This is a genomic window from Marinibactrum halimedae (genome assembly GCF_021234875.1).
GTDB lineage: Bacteria > Pseudomonadota > Gammaproteobacteria > Pseudomonadales > Cellvibrionaceae > Marinibactrum > Marinibactrum halimedae.
The window spans coordinates 26,403-49,086 of the sequence record NZ_JAJQVM010000015.1 but is presented as its reverse complement, the minus strand read 5'-3'; the positions used below and the strand labels follow the sequence as shown (position 1 = coordinate 49,086).

General features: G+C 45.6%; 17 protein-coding genes. 6 read left to right on the top strand and 11 right to left on the bottom strand.

The window, feature by feature from the left end; genetic code table 11:
- Nucleotides 1-10 precede the first annotated feature (10 nt).
- Together LU351_RS10265 and LU351_RS10260 are read right to left on the bottom strand one after the other, a co-directional pair.
- Complete coding sequence (locus LU351_RS10265) at nt 11-949, bottom strand: alpha/beta fold hydrolase (RefSeq protein ID WP_232593983.1); 939 nt, start codon at nt 947-949, stop codon at nt 11-13.
- Nucleotides 950-1,086: 137 nt separating this feature from the next.
- Nucleotides 1,087-2,220, bottom strand: coding sequence for a DUF2817 domain-containing protein (locus tag LU351_RS10260; protein WP_232593982.1), 1,134 nt, complete (start codon nt 2,218-2,220; stop codon nt 1,087-1,089).
- Nucleotides 2,221-2,741: 521 nt separating this feature from the next.
- Here LU351_RS10260 and rapA point away from each other — a divergent pair.
- Nucleotides 2,742-5,624 carry an RNA polymerase-associated protein RapA gene (gene rapA / locus LU351_RS10255; RefSeq protein WP_232593981.1) on the top strand — a complete coding sequence of 961 codons (2,883 nt, stop codon included), beginning with the start codon at nt 2,742-2,744 and terminating at the stop codon, nt 5,622-5,624.
- Between the two features lie 101 nt (nt 5,625-5,725).
- Here rapA and LU351_RS10250 read toward each other — a convergent pair whose 3' ends face one another.
- On the bottom strand, nt 5,726-6,352 hold the full coding sequence (locus LU351_RS10250; protein ID WP_232594036.1) for a TetR/AcrR family transcriptional regulator: 627 nt from the start codon (nt 6,350-6,352) through the stop codon (nt 5,726-5,728).
- A 265-nt stretch (nt 6,353-6,617) separates the two neighbouring features.
- Here LU351_RS10250 and LU351_RS10245 point away from each other — a divergent pair, with 265 nt between their 5' ends.
- From LU351_RS10245 to LU351_RS10230, 4 genes are all read left to right on the top strand, one after another.
- On the top strand, nt 6,618-7,514 hold the full coding sequence (locus LU351_RS10245) for an alpha/beta hydrolase family protein (RefSeq protein ID WP_232593980.1): 897 nt from the start codon (nt 6,618-6,620) through the stop codon (nt 7,512-7,514).
- Nucleotides 7,515-7,551: 37 nt separating this feature from the next.
- Nucleotides 7,552-8,619 carry an SDR family NAD(P)-dependent oxidoreductase gene (locus LU351_RS10240; RefSeq protein ID WP_232593979.1) on the top strand — a complete coding sequence of 356 codons (1,068 nt, stop codon included), beginning with the start codon at nt 7,552-7,554 and terminating at the stop codon, nt 8,617-8,619.
- Nucleotides 8,620-8,918: 299 nt separating this feature from the next.
- Nucleotides 8,919-9,818 carry an alpha/beta hydrolase gene (locus tag LU351_RS10235; protein WP_232593978.1) on the top strand — a complete coding sequence of 300 codons (900 nt, stop codon included), beginning with the start codon at nt 8,919-8,921 and terminating at the stop codon, nt 9,816-9,818.
- A gap of 56 nt (nt 9,819-9,874) precedes the next feature.
- A complete protein-coding gene (locus LU351_RS10230; RefSeq protein WP_232593977.1) occupies nt 9,875-10,351 on the top strand; it encodes an SRPBCC domain-containing protein in 477 nt (158 codons plus the stop codon).
- Nucleotides 10,352-10,491: 140 nt separating this feature from the next.
- Here LU351_RS10230 and LU351_RS10225 read toward each other — a convergent pair whose 3' ends face one another.
- From LU351_RS10225 to LU351_RS10215, 3 genes are all read right to left on the bottom strand, one after another.
- A complete protein-coding gene (locus tag LU351_RS10225; RefSeq protein WP_232593976.1) occupies nt 10,492-13,011 on the bottom strand; it encodes a jacalin-like lectin in 2,520 nt (839 codons plus the stop codon).
- Between the two features lie 543 nt (nt 13,012-13,554).
- Nucleotides 13,555-13,863 carry a DUF6482 family protein gene (locus LU351_RS10220; protein ID WP_269783422.1) on the bottom strand — a complete coding sequence of 103 codons (309 nt, stop codon included), beginning with the start codon at nt 13,861-13,863 and terminating at the stop codon, nt 13,555-13,557.
- Between the two features lie 206 nt (nt 13,864-14,069).
- Nucleotides 14,070-14,984, bottom strand: coding sequence for an MBL fold metallo-hydrolase (locus tag LU351_RS10215; RefSeq protein WP_232593974.1), 915 nt, complete (start codon nt 14,982-14,984; stop codon nt 14,070-14,072).
- Between the two features lie 376 nt (nt 14,985-15,360).
- On the opposite strand from LU351_RS10215, the gene LU351_RS10210 reads away from it, so the two are divergent.
- Nucleotides 15,361-16,752: a DEAD/DEAH box helicase gene (locus LU351_RS10210; RefSeq protein ID WP_232593973.1), complete on the top strand. Its 1,392-nt coding sequence runs from the start codon at nt 15,361-15,363 to the stop codon at nt 16,750-16,752.
- A 206-nt stretch (nt 16,753-16,958) separates the two neighbouring features.
- Here the strand turns inward: LU351_RS10210 and LU351_RS10205 are convergent, their stop codons facing one another.
- From LU351_RS10205 to LU351_RS10185, 5 genes are all read right to left on the bottom strand, one after another.
- Nucleotides 16,959-19,202, bottom strand: a complete 2,244-nt coding sequence (locus LU351_RS10205) for an Lcl domain-containing protein (RefSeq protein ID WP_232593972.1) — start codon at nt 19,200-19,202, stop codon at nt 16,959-16,961.
- 2 nt (nt 19,203-19,204) lie between these two features.
- The gene (locus tag LU351_RS20720; RefSeq protein ID WP_269783421.1) at nt 19,205-20,641 is read right to left on the bottom strand and encodes an Lcl C-terminal domain-containing protein; all 1,437 of its coding nucleotides are present in this window, start codon (nt 20,639-20,641) and stop codon (nt 19,205-19,207) included.
- Between the two features lie 415 nt (nt 20,642-21,056).
- Nucleotides 21,057-21,551, bottom strand: coding sequence for a GNAT family N-acetyltransferase (locus LU351_RS10195; RefSeq protein WP_232593971.1), 495 nt, complete (start codon nt 21,549-21,551; stop codon nt 21,057-21,059).
- The gene (locus LU351_RS10190; RefSeq protein ID WP_232593970.1) at nt 21,548-21,877 is read right to left on the bottom strand and encodes a DUF3144 domain-containing protein; all 330 of its coding nucleotides are present in this window, start codon (nt 21,875-21,877) and stop codon (nt 21,548-21,550) included. Before LU351_RS10190 ends, LU351_RS10195 begins: the two co-directional genes overlap by 4 nt.
- Before the next feature lie 165 nt (nt 21,878-22,042).
- Nucleotides 22,043-22,663, bottom strand: coding sequence for an FKBP-type peptidyl-prolyl cis-trans isomerase (locus tag LU351_RS10185; RefSeq protein WP_232593969.1), 621 nt, complete (start codon nt 22,661-22,663; stop codon nt 22,043-22,045).
- Nucleotides 22,664-22,684 lie beyond the last annotated feature (21 nt).

The following is a 22,684-nucleotide window of genomic DNA, read 5'->3' as shown; positions in this document are numbered from 1 at the left end:
CATTCTGTAATTAGCAACCCGTCAGCGGCGAGTTACAATCAACTTCTAGCGCCGCAATTTGCGTAAGTAACCACTCAGGATCATCCAGAGGTATATCGTGCCCAGCATTGTCATGCAGCTTCAACGTACTGTGGTAGAACTGGGCCAAACGCGCACTACAACGATAATCCACCAAACGGTCACCACGACTGGCCAAAAAGGTAAGCTGACAATGTTTCAATTGATCGAGCGCCGGCACCGAGGTGGCTCCGGCCAGAAGTAATTGTCGAAAGACTTGTGTGAGTGCAGCGGGCCGATGACGGGCAATTTCAGACCACAGTGGCGCCACTTGTTTGGCTCGGTGAGGCTTATTGCTGACCGCAGAAAGAATCCGCCTCTCCCGACGCTCTCGCGATTTATCCATCGCCAACGCCGCACTCAACAATTTCATTGCCCCCAAAGGCCGTAATCGATGATAAAAAGGGCTTAATCGACTACTGCTATTGACGACCACCAAACGCTCCACACGCCGATCGACACTGGCCCAATGCAACCCAACCAACCCTCCCAAGGACAAACCCAACACTTTAAATGACGACGAACTAAACGACGACGAACTCACGGCCACCGCCTTTGACGGAGGCCGTGCCTCGCTGGATTGAGTACTTCTAGATTGAGTACTTCTAGATTGAGTACTTCTGGATTGAGTACTGCTGGATTGAGCATCGTTCGATTGAAACGACATTGCTTGCGCACGATTCCCGATACTGACCAAGGCGTCATCCACATCACGCATCAGCTCTTGCACAATTGGCCCCATACTCAAAGGGCACGATTGATGACGCTTGCGCCCGCACCCCGGTATATCCAGAGTAATAATCGGCTCATTTAACAAAGATTCTGCGTGGTTTGGTAATCCACCCCAATGCCCGGCTTCGCGCCCTAATCCCCTTAACCAAATCCAGGTCATAATGTTGCCCGTTTACAGAAATGTGTTTGAAACGCCCATCTCTTGATCAAGTGCGTAATCTTCAAATGCGTAACCTTCAAGTACGTAGATTGGTTCGCACCGAAGCTTATTTTTACCGTAATTTGTTCTCACCCTATTTAGAGTAAATCCTGATACCAAAGATTCAATGCCGCTTGGTGAAGACTGTCGCGACTTTTTGAATCCGGTAGCCACGCGCTATAGCTGCTGGTGGCCTTCAACATAAAATGCAATAAAAGTTGATGATCTCGAAGTGCGCGTTGTTGACGATGGGGCACCATTGGGTGAAATAACCCCAATCGACTGAACATCTGCTGAGGTCGTTTGCGCACCCAATTCCATGACCCCAACTCCAAAGTCAACGGCAAAAACAATTGCTTGTAATCGTATTGCATCTCGATACACAAAAAATCCCACAAATCCCCGTGGGTTAAATAATGCTGAGATTGGGGTTCAAATTGGTACGCTTGACTGGGGTAGCTGCGCTCCCACAGGAGCTTAAGGGACATATATTCCGCCAACGTACTGATCGGGCGACGGCGATAAGCATAGGGAAACCAAAGCCGGTCTCGAAACCCAAAGCCAGAGTGTAAATCCAACACCAATGAGGCTGGCCGAGGGGTCAATTCTCGCAAGACGACCTTTTCCAACGCCTGAGCCTCGACTTCCATCTCTTTACCCGCTTTACCACGATACCACGGTAGGTAACGACTAAAGCGTTGACCACCACCGATAAGAGGGGTTGAGCGTCCTACATCGCAATCCACATCCACTGGCGCATTTCGATTAAGATCAACGCCATTAGGATTGGCCCGCCAGTTGTGATACATACCACCAGGGTTCACAATCGGCACCATGACCACATAGAGTTCATCAAGTAGTCTCGTCAGCGACGCATCCCAAGTCAGTCGCTCTACCAAAGAATGCAAAAAGCCCAGTATCACTTGAGTACCAATGCGCTCAACACCATGCACACCGCCGGTCAGCAAAATAGCAGGACACTCTCGGTTTGGGTTACCCAATGCCACGGAGTAAATCGGCAATTGCAAATCGTCTACCGCAACAGCGGCCTCGCTTCGACACACCATGCGCTCTGCGCCACGATGCATTAAACGTTCAAGTTCCAGTAATTCCGGCAATAAACGGCGTAGCTGTGACTGCTCAGCACGATCACGCTCAAGAACAGGACAATGCTCCGGCGCAGTTCGCGCAAGGTGAAGTGGGGGAGTAGCAACAGGGGGCAGCGCAACCACAAAAACCTCTCTGTAAACGAACAAACCTGTAAAAAAAGACAAGTAAGAAGAGACACACGCGACTGACAACTCACACTCAGCATAGTACACAACCATAGTACACAACCGTCGCAACACGCGGTTTTAAACGATACTCAATTTAATCCGTACCAATGGTGCTCACGAGTCAACGCCTGAGTCGTTCCTGTAAAAATCCATCAGAACTCAACGCATCGAAGTGACAAAATGATGCTAAATCCCTATCATCCGAACCCTTTTTACGGGAAGCGCAAATAGGCTTAAATTTCATACAAAACCGCCGTTTTTTTGCGCATTAAAGCATCAGATTGCACTGTGAGTGTCGTCAAAGGAATTCGAACCTTCAATAAAATGAATCACACTGCCGCTACACTATCGTGTGACCCATGAACGCTGATGGCATTCGTCATCAATCAGCATTAGCCTGATTGCACGGCACTCGACTGAACACCGTAAAATCGAACAACACAAGATTGAACAAAACCAGAATTAGGAGAAGTACCTTGACACAACCTACCTTCGCTTTGGGCCAGCGCTGGATCAGTAACGCAGAGACCGAGTTGGGTCTCGGCATGGTTGTCGATATCGAAGAGCGGCGTGTCACTCTCTCCTTCCCCGCCGCCGGTGAGAGACGCACCTATTTTGAAAACAACGCGCCTCTAACACGCGTTCGCTATGACATCGGCGACACCATTACCGACCTTGACGACCAGCGTTTTACTGTCATGGATGTTGTTGAGCACGAAGACCACTACTTGGTTTACAAAGGCCGCAACGACAATGGGGAAGACAAAGACATTATCGAACTGGAGTTGAATTCCTTCGTTCACTTCAGCGGACCACAAGAGCGCCTGTTTGCCGGCAACGTCGATAAGCCTCGTCGATTCCAATTGCGCCTAGACACCCTAAAAGAGGTGTCCCGTCTGCAACAATCCGGCGTCAACGGTTTACTTGGGCCACGTGTCGACACCCTACCCCATCAGCTCTTTATCGCCCAAGAAGTGGCAAATCGATTTGCACCACGAGTTTTATTGGCCGACGAAGTGGGCCTCGGTAAAACCATCGAAGCCGGTTTAATTATTCACCAGCAGCTGCACAGTGGCCGCGCCCAACGTATTTTGATTGCCGTGCCCGATAGCTTGGTTCACCAGTGGCTGGTGGAAATGCTGCGCCGTTTTAATTTGCAATTTACCTTACTAGACGAAGCCCGCTGCCAAGCCATTACCGAAAGCGAAAGTGATAACCCATTTGAGTCCACCCAGCTGGTGTTATGTAGCCTAAGCTTGCTGACCGAGAACCCCGAACGCGCCGATCAAGCGGCCGCCTGCGAGTGGGATATTTTCTGTGTGGATGAAGCCCATCACTTACAATGGAGCGAAGCCGAAGCCAGTATCGACTACCAAGTAGTTGAACGCCTAGCCGGTATCGCTCGCGGCCTACTCTTATTAACCGCCACACCAGAGCAACTGGGTATTGAAAGCCACTTCGCCCGATTGCGCCTGCTAGACCCCAATCGTTATCACAGCCTGAGTGCTTTCCAAGAAGAGGAAGCCAACTATCAACCCATCAACGATCTCATTCAAACGTTACTGAGTCACGATGGGCCGGCACAATTAAGTGCCACTGACGAGAGTGCAAAAGCCTTTCAGTCACACTTGCAGTCGGTCATTGGTGAAGAGCGCTTTAACCACCTGCTACAAACCTTAAGCGAAACCGATTGCGAAGACGCCACCAACAGCATTATTTTCAATCACGTCCGCGAATTGTTAGATCGCCACGGCACTGGCCGCGTGCTTTTCCGCAACACACGTTCCAGCGTTGAGGGCTTCCCAGAGCGGGTACTGAACCCTCACCCACTTGAGCTACCAGAAAACTACAGCGCCACGGATCTCTACCCAGAACAGCCTCACTCCGCTGACAACCCCATGGAAGCCGAATGGGTGAATACCGACCCTCGCGTGCAATGGCTATTGGGCTTCTTAAAACAACACAAAAAAGAAAAAGTCCTACTCATTACCGCCAATGCCAATACAGCCTTGGCACTGGAAATATTCCTGCGTTTACGCAACGGTATTCGCTCCAGTGTGTTCTATGAAGACCTTTCGCTTCTTGAGCGTGATCGCGCGGCAGCCTATTTCGCAGATCCAGAAGACGGTGCCCAAATTCTGCTGTGCTCGGAAATCGGCAGTGAAGGCCGAAACTTCCAGTTTGCCAGCCATTTGATCATGTTTGATTTGCCTCGCAACCCCGACTTACTGGAACAACGTATTGGCCGACTAGACCGCATCGGACAGAAAAACACCGTGAACATTCACGTGCCTTTCTTTGAAGACTCCGCCCAATCGGTCTTACTCGACTGGTTCCATGAGGGCATGAATGGATTTGAAATCACCAACCCTGCCGGTGCTGTGCTCGGTGAACGATTCAAAGAACAACTCGCCAATTGCTTAGAAAACCCAGCAGATCAAGAAACGCTGGATACGCTTATTCAGGAAACCGAAGACCTTAACGCCAGCACCTTAGAAACCTTACAACAAGGCCGCGACCGCTTGCTGGAAATGAACTCGTGTAACCCTGAAAAAGCCAACGAGATTATCGACGCCATTCATACCCACGGCGAAGAAGACGCCATCACTCAATACATGACACGGGTGTTCGATCAATTCTCTGTGGAACATCAATCTCACAGTGAATCCGCCATGGTATTGCGCCCCGGCGAAAACATGCATTCCCATTTCCCAGAATTGCCGGACGATGGCATCAGCGTGTGTTTCAATCGCGAGAAATCCCTAAGCCGAGAAGATCTCACCTTCTTAACCTGGGAGCATCCCATGGTCACCGGCGCGATGGAGATGATCACTGAGGGTGACCATGGCAACTGTAGCCTTTGCACCATCAAACTACCGCCACTCAAACCCGGTGGCATGTTAGTTGAGGTGGTGTACGTGATGCACTGCCCTGCCCCCAAGTCGTTACAAATTGGACGCTACCTGCCCACACAGCCAGTGCGCTTTTTAATCGACAACAAAAGCAAAGACCTCGGCCACATCATTACCAGTGAGCACATTACCAAGCTCGCCCAAAAAGTGGGAAGAGGCCCAGCAGACAAGTTGCTCAAGCACGTTCGCAACGACGTCGACGCCACGCTAAAACACGCGCAAAACTTAGCGGAAGAAAAACAAAAAACCCTAGTGAACGACGCCAAAGCCAACATGCTTAAACAACAACAATATGAAATTGATCGTATGGAAGCCTTGGCAAAAGTGAATCCGAATATTCGTCAGGAAGAAGTGGACCATTTAAAAGAGCAGTCTATGACATTGCTGTCTTATTTGGATCAAGTGCAGGCGAGATTGGATTCTGTGCGATTGGTGGTAACAACGTAATTTATTATTTCTTTTATTTTTTCAGTGCCCTTCTGGGGCACTGCACTCTTCTCAACATTCAGTAAAATATGCCTAACTAAAACGCCAAGAAACACCCGCCTCTAGGCTACACCAACCACATAACGAGCCAAAAAGAGCTTTGCACTTTCCTGTATCAACTTCATTTTCTGCTCTTCATCCAAAATGGGGGTAACTTTCGCCATCTGAGGCCAAAAACAACTTCCTTTTAGCAAGCTTTGAAGTTGAGAAAACGTGTAATCTAAATCAGAGATATCCAAGCGACCATCATCCGTAGCGGCCTTCATCCAGCGATACAAAGCGGTTTTTTTCGGATCCACATTTTCTAATTCTGACTGAATGATGCCCGGTTGAAATAGAAAATGTTCCATAGCGATGCGGGCCAACCCAATATACTCCTCACTACTTAAGGCCTCTACCTCCTCTTTAATCAATGACTCCAGCTGTAATTTTAATGACGCACTCGGGTCATAAGACACCTCTAGCTTCGTCATACCCACCGTCCACAACTGACCAAGCAATTGCATAAGCAAACTCTCTTTCGATTCAAAATGCTTATAAACGGTGCGCTTAGAAACCTGCGCTACTTCAGCAATTCGATTCATATGCGCTCTTTCCACGCCCAGCTCTAAAAAAACGCTTTTTGCTGCATCAATAATAGCCTCACGTTTTATTTCACTTAGCGTCTTTTTACGCTCTTTTGTAGCCACTTCAGTCAATTTAACACCTCATTTCCAGCTTCGAGTAAAATTGTACACTTTCGGGTTTACATTTTCAATTTCAGTGTTATAGTAAACCCATGAGTTTACAAATACAAACTCCTACATCACTTAATTTAACCTAGAGCCTTGGAGACATATGGTGAACCGAGATTTATATTTACACCGTACCCCAAAATATATTGCGTCATTAATAATAAGTTTTTTATTAGGCATGCCATTCGCAATGGCAGACCAATCACAGGAGAAAACTAAAATGAACGAACAATCACAACAAGCCATGAAAGCGATGTTACATGTTATGGGCGAAGCGTCTCGTACCCCTATCCTACGAAGACCCAGCGACTACGACATGAAATATGAGGACGTGTTTTTCCCAGCAATGGACGGCACCGTGATCGAGGGCTGGTTTATTCCCGGCTCATCTGACAACATCATCATCGTCAATCATTTTAAAGGCGCTAACCGTTATGGTTTACCCGGGCACTTAGAGCCCTGGAGTATCGGTGGCCCAGGGTTTGAAGTAAATTTTTTACCTTTATACAAAGCGCTCCATGAAGCCGGTTATAACATTCTGACTTATGACCTTCGAGGAAATGGCTTAAGTGCTCCTGGTCCTCACCCAATTATTGGCTCTGGCTTAATTGAGTACCGTGATGTCATTGGCGCTCTTCGTTATGTCCGCTCTCGCGAAGAGACAAAAAACATGGATATTTCTATTTACACACAATGTTATGGTGCCAACTCTACCTTCACAGCTATTCATAAACACCCAGAAGAATTTGAAGGCATAAAATCTATGATGGCTCTTCAGCCACTCTCCGCTAAAGCTTTCATTGATGGTGGGGTTACTGCAGCTGGCATTCCTGCAGAAACATGGGAAACCGAGTATGAAAAACTCACCAGTATTAGAACCAGTGATATCGATATGCCAACGTTCGCGAAATCTATCAATTTCCCTACTTTTTTAGTTCAAGTCCGAGATGATTTTTTAACAAAACCCTACGACATGGAAGATATTTTCGAGAGTATTCCCGTAGAAGAGAAAAAACTGTTTTGGATTGAAGACACAAATATTCGCACTGAAGCGTATCGTTATTTTTCTAATGACCCCTCTCAGGTAATTGAGTGGTTTGACAAACATATGAAATAAACCCGTTACTGCTTATATTCATCGTTAGGAATCCAAAATGGCTATTCAAACAAAATACTTCGACAATTGGCTAAGCAAGATACCCAATAGCCCTGATACTGTTATGGCTATTACAGGAACCACGTCCGGTACGGGCTACTGGGCATCGGTTTTTGCCATTAGAAAAAACGTAAAAGCACTTCTGCTTTTGAATAGAGAATCACCTCGAGTGGAAGAAGCGGTAACAAAACTGCAAACTGAAATAAAGAATAGTGGTAGCAGCACGCAATTACACACGATTGCCTGCGATTTAAAAAGTGTAGAATCTGTAAAAAAAGCCGCTGAGCAAGTTAATTTAATCGCTAAGAATTATGGCGGTCTCAACGTATTGGCAAATAATGCTGGGTTTGGCCCGGTCAATGACACCCGCTCTGCCTTAGGGTATGACATACAAATGCAAGTCAATTTTTATTCTCATTACCTTCTTGCTAAGCATGTCTTTCCCTCGTTTGATCTCGCGCTAGAAAATGGTAAAGAAGTGAGAATATGTCAGCAGACCTCTGGTGTTCGCTACATGTCTAAACTCCCCCAAGAAGAGACATTTTTTCTAACATCAAAAGCTGGCACCTTGGGCGGCGATTCTCCTAACGCAGGGCTTGAACGATACCGCCAAAGCAAGCTCGCCTGCATTACCTTCGCACTCAAGTTAGGACAGATGCTTGAGCAAAGAGGTTATGATACCAACAAGATCAAAAGCCTTTGCTCTGAACCTGGTTTTGCTGAAACTAACTTAGTGACCAATTCCACCGCCGACAATAGCCTTTTTATTAAGCTCTTGGCAAAAGTGGTCATTCGAGTTATGCAACTCAAAATGAAACGCCAATCGGCAGCAGATGGTTCACTGACGATCGCCCATGCCTCACTCGCTGAGAATATTTTGAATGGCGATTTTATACAACCAAATGAATTTGACGTCGGCACACCGGCCAAATCTCTTTCAGAAGGGAAGTTAGACCACGGTAAGCCCGAGCACGAAAAATTCTGTTTAGACCCACACAATCAAGAGTTGTGCTGGAAAATGTCAGAACAGGCTTTCGGCGATTTTTTTGAGTTCGCTAAAAAGTAATTTTTTAAAAAGTGATCCCATCAATAACATTAACGACGAAAGGCTAAGGGCTATACTAATCTGTGAAATGTATAATCTGAGAGTAAAGCCCTTAAGCCAATACAACACAAAACAATACAACACAAAAGTAAACTCAAAGGTTTACACAATAAAGATTCAAGCGTATAGTAAACCTATGAGTTTACAAGTTTGATCTGAAGGGTCTGGCTCCATAGACCAGCGCCACATCAATATTCAATAAAAGATCAATATTGGCCTTAAACAAACCAGAGTAAATTAAGCCTGAAGGAGGCGGAAAAATGTTTGGTAATATGATTGCAGATATGATGATTAAACCGGCTAGTTCGCCAGTTTTCGATACTCCAGCAAGCCGAGAGTTAGAGTATGAAGATGTCACCTTCAAAGCCAGTGACGGCGTAACAATCTCTGGATGGCTGATCAAAGGCGGTACCGACAAAATTATTATTCAATCCCATTTTGGGATTCAATGTTGCCGGGCCGGCTATACCCGCAAAGATAAGGGCATGATCAAAGGCTACCCCACCGATATCGAATTTCTTAATCAAGCGAAGTATCTGGTTGATGCCGGATACTCTGTTCTCATGTACGACTTCAGAAACCATGGCGATAGTGGTGAAGGCACATTACCTTGGATTAGCTGGGGGCCAGAAGAGAGTAAAGATGTTATTGCTGCAGTGGATTTCGTCAGTAAACACCCCGAGTACAAAGACAGTGATATCGGCTTATTCAGTATATGCATGGGGAACAGCGCCGCTACTATTGCCTTCGGCAGAGAAGATGGCCTAAAGAAATACAAGAATATTAAAGCGATGGTGACCATTCAGCCTGTCGATTATAAACACTTTATTACCGCCATGGGTATGCCAGGTTTTTTACGGAATAGTGCCAATAAAGTGATGGAAAAAAGAACCGGTATTGATTTCATGGAAAATACGTTTATCAATGATGTCAAAGACATCAACGTCCCGACCATGATTATTCAAAACACCAATGATCCTTTTACCAAGAAAGAATTTGTTGAACAAGTTTATCAAAATCTAACCGTTGAAAAAGAAATCCTTTGGCTTGACCTTCCCAAATTAAAATCTGCCGCTCACAACCGTGCTGCTGCTTATGACTGGATTGGCAAAAACCCAGAGCAGATTCTAGGTTGGTTTAATAAATACGTTGGTGTTTAACTTTTCGAAAATCAATGGAGGGGGTTGATAAACCTCCCCATACAATGAGAATTTTCATGAAGAAGATTATTTTAGGCTTAATTTCATTAGGATTAATTAGCTGCGCTTCTGTCAATAATGAAATTGTAATTGAAGCCTCCCCCAATGAAGTATGGGAAGTCCTGACCAATACCAGTGCTTATGCTGAATGGAACCCAGTCATTCTCGACCCCCAAGGGACATTTATTGAGGGAGGAAAAGTGGTCATGCAATTTAAAGAACCAAGTGGAAAGCAATATGAAATCAAAGCAAAAGTAAAACAAGTCGTACCCGAAAAGCTGCTTAATCAGTATGGCGGCACCTGGGGTATAATTACTTTTGACCACAGTTACACTCTCGAACAGGTTCCCGAAGGAACTAAAGTCACCATTCACGAAGACTACAAAGGCTTATATGTCCCATTCTGGGATCACAGCCAAATGGAAGTAAGCTACGCTAAAGTCAACGAAGCTCTGAAGAAAAGGGTTTTATTCTTAAAAAACGATAAATCATAGTCGTTGTAACTTTAAGCATCTGCCAAACGAGAAATATAGAAACAACAACTAAGAAAATTATAACCAATCATAAAAAAACACCCAGCTCAATGGCTGGGTGTTTTTTCATTCTTTTACTTGAAAGGCGATAAGCTAAACTTCTAGTCCGCCAATAAAACCACACCTAGTCGATCCAGCTCTGAACCGCTACGACCATGTAAACCCACAATATCCGCACCGTTTTCACCACCTAAGATCGTGACATCATTAGTAGTTGAGCCGTAAGGTCCGTACTCAGTGCCATCGTTTAAAACGAATTTTAATCCGAAAACACGAGTACGATTGCTGCGTTGACCATTGTAAGCATGAATCTCTTTAATGGTTTGCCCAGGGTTTAAGGTAAATCCACGACTCGAACCACCACTGCCACCATGGCGCGGTGCAGAGTAGTTATCATAATGGAACTGAATAGAATCCACTCGTCGACCTGCTCTGACCTCTACACGCACTGGCTGAGCCGATCTGCCCGCCTCTAACAATGCTTGAACATTGTAAAAATCGTCAAAGTCATCACCATGAGGGCCGCCAGACAGGGTATTTTGATGATACAAATGACCCGCTTTATGCAAATGGGTATTGCCTTCCGCTAACAGGGTTTGCATCGACCAATTGTCCCCCTGGAATGAAATCTCATCCAACCACTCGCCACGAATCACAGAAATTTTGTCACTACCGTTATAAAAAGCGTTTAAATCAGGCTCTTTATCGCGATAAGGATAAATGAGCGTAACAAAACCATCACGGCCATCACGACGTTCGGCTTTCAATTGCGTGAGACGATCACCCCACTCAGGCACATCGGCCAACGACGTTTCTCCAATTTCAAACTGAACACCTTTGTGATTTAAGAAAATCACTTTCAATTTAAAACCAGCATCGTGATTAAAGACCACTTCATTACCGCGACTGTCACGTTCACTGTATTGCGCCAACAGGTTCAAATAGTAATCGGCAACACCTTCATCACTGATGTCATCGCGAATGACGAAATAGTTAGGTTTCGCAAAAAAGAATTGTCTTGTGTAATTCTCTGGGCTAGAGAAAGGGAAGCCATTATGCCAGCCATCTTTTTCGGCTCGGCCAATGACCAAATCAAATTGATCATTGGTGGTAAAACTTTTGATTTCACCAGAAATAATGGTGTGCTCCATGTCTTCTTCAGACCAAATGGCAGTAAATAACGGATTCGGGTCCAAATGCTTTGCAAAATCTACAGTGCTGTGTACCGGTGCTGCACGGTAGTTGTTCGCGCCACCTTCGGTATAACGCGAAATACCTGGGTCTAGAACAACGGGGTAACCAAATGAAAACAAACTAAAACCATTGTGATCCGCATGTTCATGACGTGAGATAGGAATCACCGTTTGTGACGTTTCACCCGAGCGGAAAAAGACCCACTGTTGGTTATCGTCTCCACGGTCGCTCTGCATTACCACATGCCCTTTGCGCTGAGATAACACAAAGCTCTTATTCAACCTAGAATGAGGGACTGGGGCGATAGACAAATCGAAATCGGCGACAGTGAAAGCCTCACGACTGAGATTAGAGATGGTTGGTGAACCCGCTTGCTCCCATGCATACATAAGATTGCGTGCAAACTTTGGCGAAGTGTCTTTATAGTGTTTCGCCGCATACAAGCACCATAAATACCATTCGCGAGTCCAAATGGAATCACCAACCGCTGGAATACGCCCATAACCGTAGATTGAATCACCTGCTATCGAGTCATTCACCGTTTGAGTTTGCGCCAACATCAACCAACGCAGCATCGCTTTGAAATTGGTATTTTCAAATTGATCGATGCCAAATAACGCTTTCACATCTGCCAAAACAGGAATTAAGATTCTTAAAATTGCGCCTTGGTAGCGAGGAGATTCATTCCACGCTCCACCATCGTAAACCCCTTCTGCCATAAGATTTTCAAACTCACGCAAGCCAAACATTAAATACTCAGCAGCGTTAGGCGCATCAGGAAAAACCATGGCGTAATACATTAAAATGGCAATGTTTTCCGCATGGTAATTGTGTTTACTGTAATCGTTAATGCCGCCAATGTTAGACAAAGTACGAGGAATACCGGCGGTTGCGATACCATCGGAATTGTACAGAATTTCTGCAATTTCAGAGGTGTAGTCAAATAACTCATTTTTTTGATCTTCCGTTGAGTACCCGAAAGATGCAGTAAAGTGATAATTAATTAACCAGCGCCAGACTTCTCTGAGCGCCGCCCCTTGATAACGTCTTGCACGATCTAACGTTGCTCTCTCTTTCTGCTTATTGTAATTCGCCCAGAATTGAGAGGAAATGGCTTCTTTTTGACTTTCTGCAGGGTTAGTTAAATGAGCAAATATAGGAGCGTATAATCCATATTGTGCATCAGAAATCACTTTGGAACGTGTTTCTAACGTATCAAGATAACTGGGATCAAATTGCAGCGCTTTCTCAACAAATATTTCTTTGGGACCATCATGAAATAATAAATAAGGTTCACTTCGCTCAGAAAGCGCCTTAAGTTGTGACCGTATGGTCGCCTCATCAAGCGTCACGGCTGCATTGGATGAACTAAGATATAACAAAAAGAAAGGACAAATTAATAAATACTTTACTATTTTTCTATTCAAGAAAATCTCTCCCAATAAAATTAATTAACAGTAGACAACGCTGTGATTTTGCACATTTTTTTACACTGCACAGAGAATATTTTATCAAGATTTATCACGATAAAAAATATTTCATTGATAATACGGAGAGATAAAAAAATTATTTTGGTAAAATCAAATCACTCGGTCATGAAAAAATCACTTCACCCAACAACCACTCTCAAAAGAGATTATAATTACCACCAATAAACTCAAAAATAAAAAAACAAACCCTTTTTTAAATACATTGAGCAAATGCCATAATACCGAATTGAATAGCAATAAAAAAAGAGAAAAGAAAAGTAAAGAGGAGTAATTAAGTCGAACTACAAGAAAGGAGTAAAGGAAAAAGGAGAAAGGAGAAAGGAGAAAAAGTATTTCAAAAATGGACTGATCTCTTTGAAATCAGCCCTTTAAACGGCAGACCATTAAATGGCTTAGTAGAAAAAATTACCCTTTTCATAATCAATCAGTAAAAAGGCATTATTTGGTTATGTTTGATTTGGGCAGCGGTCCTTTAGCTACTTAATGTACCTGCTCTACCACCCAAGGAATTTCAAGCTCCATGGGCTCGATGGCATCTGAGCTTAATCCTATCATTTCTCCATAAGCAGAGTGATGCACCAATTTTACTTTTTCGGGTTTACAGCTATTTAATTTACGGCGTACATCTTCCACACTGGCAAAATGTAAGGGTCGACCATTACCACCGGCAATAAATTCTCTCTGGCTATCAAACTCCATTTCCACGAGGTAAATGCCTCCTTCATGGGAGTGAATGTGCAGACATTTAACACTCATGGGAACGCTTTTCAATTGTTCAATATGTAACATAGCAGGGTCCTTTTCAGACGAGGTTAACCGTACTCGACACCCCCTACATCGCCCAAAAAGTGCGAACAACTGTATTTGCTCAAGATACGGCATTTATCACAGTATAGGTAGCCTCTGTGACAGTTATGACTTTTACGCCTTCATTTAACAAGTAGATTCTTGGATAGGTTAAACTTTGATTTATTCCGATAATGTATAAAACGCTTTTACAGTGCGTTGTACACTATTCGCGTCCAAAGGTCTGGACTCAAAAAACCTTTACCCCATTTCGCATCCAACGGTTGGGTCGGTTTACGCTCAATTACTTCAGCCATCGATAGTCCCTGCTTTTTTAGAGGTTCAATCAACTGAACTGCTTTATTCAACATCTCACGATAATTCTGTAATTCTTTTTTTGAACTCAAAGGGCCATGGCCTGGGATGATGAGAGTCTTGTCATTACTGCGCGCTAATATAGCATCGACTGCTTTAATCATTCCCTTGATGCTGCCCCCATGCTCAGCGTCAATAAATGGGTAAAATCCATTAAAAAATACGTCACCAGTGTGTACTACATTGGCCTTTTCGAAAAAAATGACTCCATCACCATTGGTGTGGGCATTGGCATAATGCTGTAATACCACGGTGTCACCATTCCAATGGAAAGTCATGGCATCGTTATACGTAATTTTCGGTAACGCAACCGGCGGCAAACCTGGGTAATCCGTATTAAAGATTTCTAAGCGTGAGCCCGATTTCAATAGTGCTCTGACATTATCGTGGGCAACAATCGTGGCACCGGACTTTCCTATGTGTTCATTACCACCAGTATGATCACCATGCCAGTGGGTATTGACCAAATAAGAAACGGGTTGTGGAGTAATGGTTTGAATGGCAGACAAAATAGCTGGGCCGACCTCTTGATATCCGTCATCAATAACGAAAACCCCATCTTCACCGATAAAGACGCCAACATTTCCCCCTTTAGCTTGCAACATATACAACCCATCGCGGATTGACTCGACCTTAACACCTGACTTGGATTCTTGATGATTATCTGCTACCACAGAGCTCACGATAATAAAACCCACCAACACTAGAGCGAACTTTACCCCGAATGCACTTCTTTTAAATTTATTCATAATGATACCTAACCCTCTATTCAGTACTTTTTTGCATACTTTCATCAATGTTTTCTATTTTTATGGAGCGGCCATAAGTCCACTGTCACTAAAACGAGTAAAGCCGATCGCCACTCAATATCGACTCTGATTTTTCTAAAGTGTATTGGCTAAAAAGTGTATTGACCAATAAACGTATTAACCAACACTGGCATGAACTCTGCGCCATACTGTCATGAGAAACCAAGTACCCTCATACCCCTAACCCTGAGAGGGCAATACTATTGACCAAAACCACAACTAGAACAACAAACTGACCCAAAGGCCTATTTCTGTTACAGTTTTATAAACACTTTTTTATTATTGAATATACATATCGACCACTGAGGATTTTCTCTTGGCTCCTGAAGCCCCACTTTTTAGCGAAACTACTTTGCATGAACGCCTATTAAAAGCACTCGAAGCCGGCGGCCTGCAACGCCCAACCAACATTCAAGCTCACGCCTTGCCTCTAATTAAGGCAGGAAAAGACCTCTTGGCCAGCGCGGAAACCGGTAGCGGAAAAACCGCTGCTTACCTTTTGCCAATGCTGGATAAGATGCTCAACACACCCGCACCGAACAGTGGCGCACGAGGATTAATTGTGGTGCCAACACGAGAGTTGGCACAACAGGTAGGAAAACACATCAAGCAACTCGCCAGTTTTACCAAAATTCAATACTGTCAGATTACCGGCGGGGACGATTTTAAATTTCAGGCATCCCTACTGCGCAAAAACCCAGAAATTATTGTTGCCACCCCCGGAAGAATTATTGAACACTTAGGCCGCAATTCTACTGACCTCAATGATTTAGAATTTCTAGTACTGGACGAAGCAGACCGTATGCTGGATATGGGGTTTTCTGAGGATGTTGGCAAAATCGTTACCGCATCTAATGAAGAACGACAAACTCTGTTATTTTCAGCGACCTTATCTCACCCAGGGGTAATCAAAGTTGCCCAGCGCTATTTAAGTGAGCCCGAGACACTGGAAGTAGACGCCCCTCGTAGTGGTCATTCCAACATTCGCCATCAGTATCTTCTAAGCGATGATACGCACCACAAACAATTAGCCCTAAAAAAGCTGCTGAACGACAGATCATTCAATAAAGCGTTGATTTTCACCAACACCAAAAACGAGGCCAATCGACTAAGGGGGTTATTAGCCTATTACGGCTTTGAGGCAGGGACGTTGCACAGCGACCTCACCCAAGACCAACGCTTTAGTGTGATGAACGCTTTCCGCCAAGGCAAGGTGAAAGTATTGGTGGCCACCGACTTAGCAGGCCGTGGATTAGACGTCAAAGATCTGGAGTTGGTCATTCATTTTGATATGGCAAGAAGCCCAGACGATTACGTTCATCGCAGTGGTCGCACGGGTCGAGCTGGTAATGAAGGGGTATCCATTTGTTTTATCACCCCAGCGGATTGGAATAATAAAGCACGCTGCGAACGCTTTACCGGGAGCAATTTTGAAAGAATCAGCCTCAAAGGACTGGAGGCGAAATACAAAGGCCCAGACAAAGTGAAAAGCTCTGGGAAAGCCGCCGGAACCAAGAAAAAGACCAAAACAACTACGCGCCATCAAAAAAACGATGGCAAGAAAAAAGCCAAGGTTCGCGCACGGGATACCGTTAATAAAGGAAGACCCAAACGTTTTGGGCCCGCCAGCAATGCCAAGAAAGACGCTGCAGAACCTGGCAGTTTCGGAGACGGCTTTGCTCCTCTTAAGAAACCTAAAAAGTCTTAAGAAACCTAAAAAGTCTTAAGAAACCTAAAAAGTCTTAAGAAACCCCAAAAGCCTTAAGAAGCCCCAAGAAATCAAAAACTGAAAAGTCCTACTGAAAAGTCCTACTTAATAATGTCCTACTAAATAAAGTGACTGCCCATCAATAAAAAACCCTGCCATGCAGGGTTTTTTATTATTTTTTACTGCCGCTTTAAAAATGGTGCGACTTACAGCTCCGCTTGACTCTCATCCACTCCAATTAAAGGAAAGCTGTCTGGGAAAGTCGCTTGGTTATCACTATCAATAATCCAAGGGTCTAGGCATGCCCGATCCAACACACATGGGTCTGTCAATGACCGCATAAATGCCGTCATCGCCCCTAAGTGGTAATCACTGATATCAATGTTCTGCAACACCGCCGTTGAGCCACGAGCGACTACATCCATAAGTGCTTCACGGCTATTCTCGATAGCGTTCGGGTTTAATACATCATACACCTCTGCACAACTCAGCCCTGTTTTAGCCATGGCATTGGCAATTTGGGGAAGCTCGCAATAAGTGCCACTTTCATCAAAGGTGGCGGTCTGTGAGCGCACATTCACACCAAACAATCGCTGCATTTCAAACGCAGGGTCATTGTAGTGATCCATCACGGCATCCAATGAAGTGTAAACGCCAGTGTGCATATAAGGCGCAGTCACTTCCACGTTCAACAACGTGGGTGTACGAAATTTATATCGATCCGATGAATTACCGGTGACACGCTCACGACCAAAGTCCTCTGTTGTATTTTCACCGTCCCCTTTACCAGGGCCAATTTGCGGTGTGGCAATAACATGTGGCAATTCATTGGTAAAGAAGTCACCAGAATGGCACTCCGCACAACCTGCCCCACCATGCTGTACTTCGGTGTAAAACGTAATGGCTCCATCTTTTTGTTCAGCGGTTAAGGCATCGCTATTGCCCTCAAGGAAAGCCTTCCATGGGTTGTTAATAAACACCATAGATTCCTGATACGTCGCGATTGCCTCAGCGATACGATCAAAAGTAACTTGATTATCACCGTAGGCCGCTTCAAATAATGGCGCCCATGCTAACTCATCGCTGGCCAAGCGTGCTGCCAAGGTGGCACGGTACGTTTGATTGTCTTCACCGGCTGCAAATTCACCTCGCATCTCAGCAGCGTCAGTGACTGGAAATCGCGCCTGGGCATTGGCTAAACTGGCTCCAACGGGAATATTCGTATCGGGAGTGGCATTATCTGGGGAGTCTGGCGTGATGATTCCCGCTTCAGTGCCTCGTGCACCAATGGCCGCCAATTCTCCATCTTGGCTTTGAACACGAGAATCCCAGAATAAGCCCACATCGTACATCCCAATGTTAAAGACTGAATTAGCATTACGCCCTACGAGGGGATAACCACTGGAATGATGACGGCCAACCCCAAGTAAATTGGGTGTGCCATTGCCAAAAAGATCTTCCGCATTCGTACCCACACTGAACGACAAGTTATCACCACCACCCAATGCAGGATGATGACAACTGGCACAGGCCACTTCTTGTTCACCCCCAAGATTACGAGCGAAAAACAGGGCCTTCCCCAACTGTGCGAGAGGGCTGTCAATGCTGGGCAAATTACGCCCTGTTGTTGGATCACCCGTTAAGCCCATATTGGCAATCAAGCCTTGGATATGAGCATCACGTGGATCAAGCCCATCTGTACCTTCATTGCCCCCCGCATCAGTGGCAGGAGTCACATTGTCTTGCACGTCCGCTGCCGTCACTTGGGTTTCATCAATGCCAGAACGCACCAAACGTACTTTAAATGGCACACTTCTAAACTGGTAATCAACATAGCCTAAGTCAAAATCCACAAACCACGTTTCACCGGGAGATTGCACATTGGGTGATGATGTCCAAAAATCGTCAGAAGACGCATTCGGAAAGGCCTCTTCGTTAATCATTGGGGCCACTCGGTTGTAAGCCACCAACGATTGCAACTCCTTGACGTTTGGCAACCGCCAATCGTTGTATCCCGCAAGGTCACTGCTGCGGGCAGAACTTAATGCTGCCACCCAAGACTGGGACTGAGACGCTCCGGTATCACATAAGGCACCACTCAATCCCTCTTCACACTGGGCCCACATCAAACCGGTGACGGTATCCGTCACGGTGCCGTCACCATTCACCTCAAACCGGGAAACCGGGTGCTCTTCATCGATATAACTCACGACGGCTGCCTGCGCAGGCAAACTCAGCGCCAACGGTAACAGAGCTAAAGCAGCCGCTGCAGAAGAAGCAGAGCCTACACAGCCCGATAGCGGTTTTTTGATGAAACGAGTGAATAAGGTAGTACGTTTATCCGTAGTGGGCTGATGCTGAAACATGGTAGATTCACTCTCCGTTTTGGACGTTATCACATGCAGTTGTGTTGGTGTTTTACTGAATACTGGCATCGTTGATATCTTCATCCTTAATCCCTCTCTCTCACTAAACGCACCAATGCAGATTCATAACGAGGGAGGTTTTTATTGCTACCCAACCCTAAATCCACAACCCACGAATGAAACTCTAAGCTAGAGTAGGGTGTAGAAGTCCAATAACGTTCTGCTTGAGCATTAGGGAAATAGCCCGTATCCATCTTTAAACTCACTTGTCCAAAATCGATAACCGACATCAATTGACTCTGGGACGGCACTTTCCAATCGGAATAGCCACACAACTCATTATTATTGGCACTCTCTACCAATGCGTTCCAATCGTTGAAGAATAAGCCAGTACGCTCAACACTGTTTCTCCCTTGAGCAGTGAGCCCCCCCCAACGATAACGATGCTCTTGGCTATGGGTTCCACCGTCGGTTGTTTTTACTTCCCAGACAAGCCCCGTGCGGTTGTCTCGTACACAGGACCAGGGTTCAGAACCGTAGTTACCGTTACCGCTGTAGTCGGTGCCATCGGCATTTAAACGGGTAAAATCAAACCCTAAATCACCATCCCCCGTTTTACCCAGCGCCCCATTCACTGCAAGACTGTCACGATGAAAAGCACAATCTTGTCCGATAAGGTCTGTGGTATCGCAAGTATCGTTATTTCCAAACCCGGATCGACCACTGATCGTAATACCCGTATCATTCAAAGGCATGGGGATCATTGGAACTGAGTTACTGTTTCCATCACCTGCGCCACCACCTCCGGTACCGCCATCTCCAGTACCACCGTCTCCGGTACCGCCATCTCCTGTGCCACCATCTCCGGTACCGCCATCACCTGCGCCACCATCTCCGGTACCGCCATCTCCAGTACCACCGTCTCCGGTACCGCCATCTCCTGTGCCACCATCTCCTGTGCCACCATCTCCTGTGCCACCATCTCCGGTACCGCCATCTCCAGTACCATCGTCTCCGGTACCGCCATCTCCGGTACCGCCATCTCCTGTGCCACCATCTCCGGTACCGCCATCTCCAGTACCATCATCTCCGGTACCGCCATCTCCTGTGCCACCATCTCCGGTACCGCCATCTCCTGCACCACCATCTCCGGTACCGCCATCTCCTGCGCCACCATCACCTGCGCCACCATCTCCAGTACCGCCATCTCCAGTACCACCGTCTCCGGTACCGCCATCACCTGTGCCACCATCTCCGGTACCGCCATCTCCAGTACCATCGTCTCCGGTACCGCCATCTCCGGTACCGCCATCTCCAGTACCACTGCCTCCGGTACCCGAATTTGATCCATCATCCGATGCACCACCTGAATTGCTTGAACCACCGTTGTTTGAACCCGAGTTAACATCAGGAGCGCTATCCGAAGGGTTATTCGATCCACCGCCACCCCCACCGCCTCCACAAGCAGTAAGTGCAATGGTCATAAAAACAAGGGCGCAGCCACGCAGGACGCTGTTTGACATATTAGACTCCGAGGAATTTCCTTACTTGAACTGTTATTTTTCCAATGAGTGCTTTCCGCCAACAGCATCATTACAACGACACTATCGGCAAAGATATTGGTGTTTTTTGAGATTAAGCTACTAATAAACTTATCAATAGTATGGATTTAGTTATAAGAGCTTGTAGACACACTGAGTTTGAACGGGTCTGCAGAATGACCAGCTGGCCTTACAGAAAGAAAAATGCGTCACACTGAACAGGGGCTGTCCAGGTACATTTAAAAAATGTGAAAGGGTCTATATTTTTCTTTTTTTACTGATTAATAGGAGATGTATTAAAGACTTATACACTTAAAGAGGAAAAATCGAGAAGTGAAAAAATCGAGAAGTGAAACAAACCGGTCAAGAAAAGCACTTTTCAGAAAACAGAGAAGCCTTACAGCGGCTTCTCCCAAAATTCAGCACCACCAGCCTCGTCAGCTAGCTTGTATTGAGCAAAACCAAATTTTTGATAAGCCCGCTTAGCCACCTCATTACCATCAAGCACTTCTAACGTTATTTTGCAACAACCATGAGAACTGGCCATCGCTTCTGCCGCTCGCAATAGATACTGGCTCACTCCCAGCCCTCTAAATTCAGGCTCAACAACAATGTCGTGAATATTTAACAACGGTTTCGCTTTGAAAGTAGAAAATCCCCAAAAGCCGTTCAACAAACCCGCTGGTTGGCCATCGACTTCCGTGATAATGCTAATGGCGTAAGACAGCGCTCCCAACTTTTCGATCAGGCTATCACACACCTCTGGTAGCAAACCTTGCCCGCCCCCCATTGGGTCTCGTGCATAGCTATCCAGTAAGCCCAATATAATCTCTCCATGCCGAGGGTTTTGATAATCGGCGGTATACGTCTGAATGGATTGAACCGACATCATTCACCTCCATGCTCTTCGGTATCTTGACCGACATATTCCTTATAATTTTCAAGGTACTCATCAAAATTAGCCGTTAATAAACGGCGAAATTGATCCATGTAAAAATTACGCGCAGCTAGCTGATCTTCTTTAAAATCGTTACGGCTCTGGCTACTGCCTGCAACAATAAAAGCCCCAAAACGGGCACTGGCATACATCAACGCTTGATGAGCTTCACCGGCTGAGAGTGTATCGGTAGCCTCATTGACCACCTCAATTAGGCGATCCGCTAAATCAAAAATTTTCTCATCGGTGGTGTGTTGTTGGGTCGTATTGTCTTCTGTCATTCGGCGAGTACTGTCTAAGTTGAATCATCTACATTAATTAAATAGGTCTGGTGTAACGGCTAAATAAAGTGAGTAGATTAAATTGAATAGTGCATTTGATAAGTGCGTAATCGCACTTATCAAATGGGAAACAAACACAAGAAGCTAGAAACTGATGGTGGCAAATTACGCCACGATATCCAACAACTCGACATCAAAAATTAACGTAGCATAAGGACCAATCGCCCCACCCGCACCACGCTCACCATAGGCCAAGTTGTACGGAACAAACAAACGCCACTTTGAACCAACACCCATTAATTGAAGCGCTTCAGTCCAACCTGCAATCACACCATTAACAGGAAACTCCGCTGGCTGACCACGATCGACGGAAGAATCAAAAATGGTTCCGTCAATTAAAGTTCCGTGATAATGGGTACGCACAGTAGAGGTATTGGTTGGCTTTTCACCATCTCCTTCCACCAACACTTGATACTGGAGGCCGGAGTCTAATACCACTACACCGTCTTTCTTGGCGTTCTCAACCAAAAAAGCCTTGCCCTCTGCCCCTAAACGCTCTGCCTCTTCGTCCTTTTTGCTTTGCAAGTGCTCTTGAATTTCCTTGAAAGCAGCATTGATTAAATCTGCCTCTACGGCTAGTTCAGCGCCTTTCATTCCATCTACAAAGCCCGCTAACGCAGCGTCTTGATCAAACTGATCAAAAGGGGCTTTTGTTAATTGGTCACCCAATTGACGGCCAATACCGTAACTGGCTCGTTGTTCTGTTGAGGTATATTTATCGGTCATAGTGTTCTCAAAAATCAAATA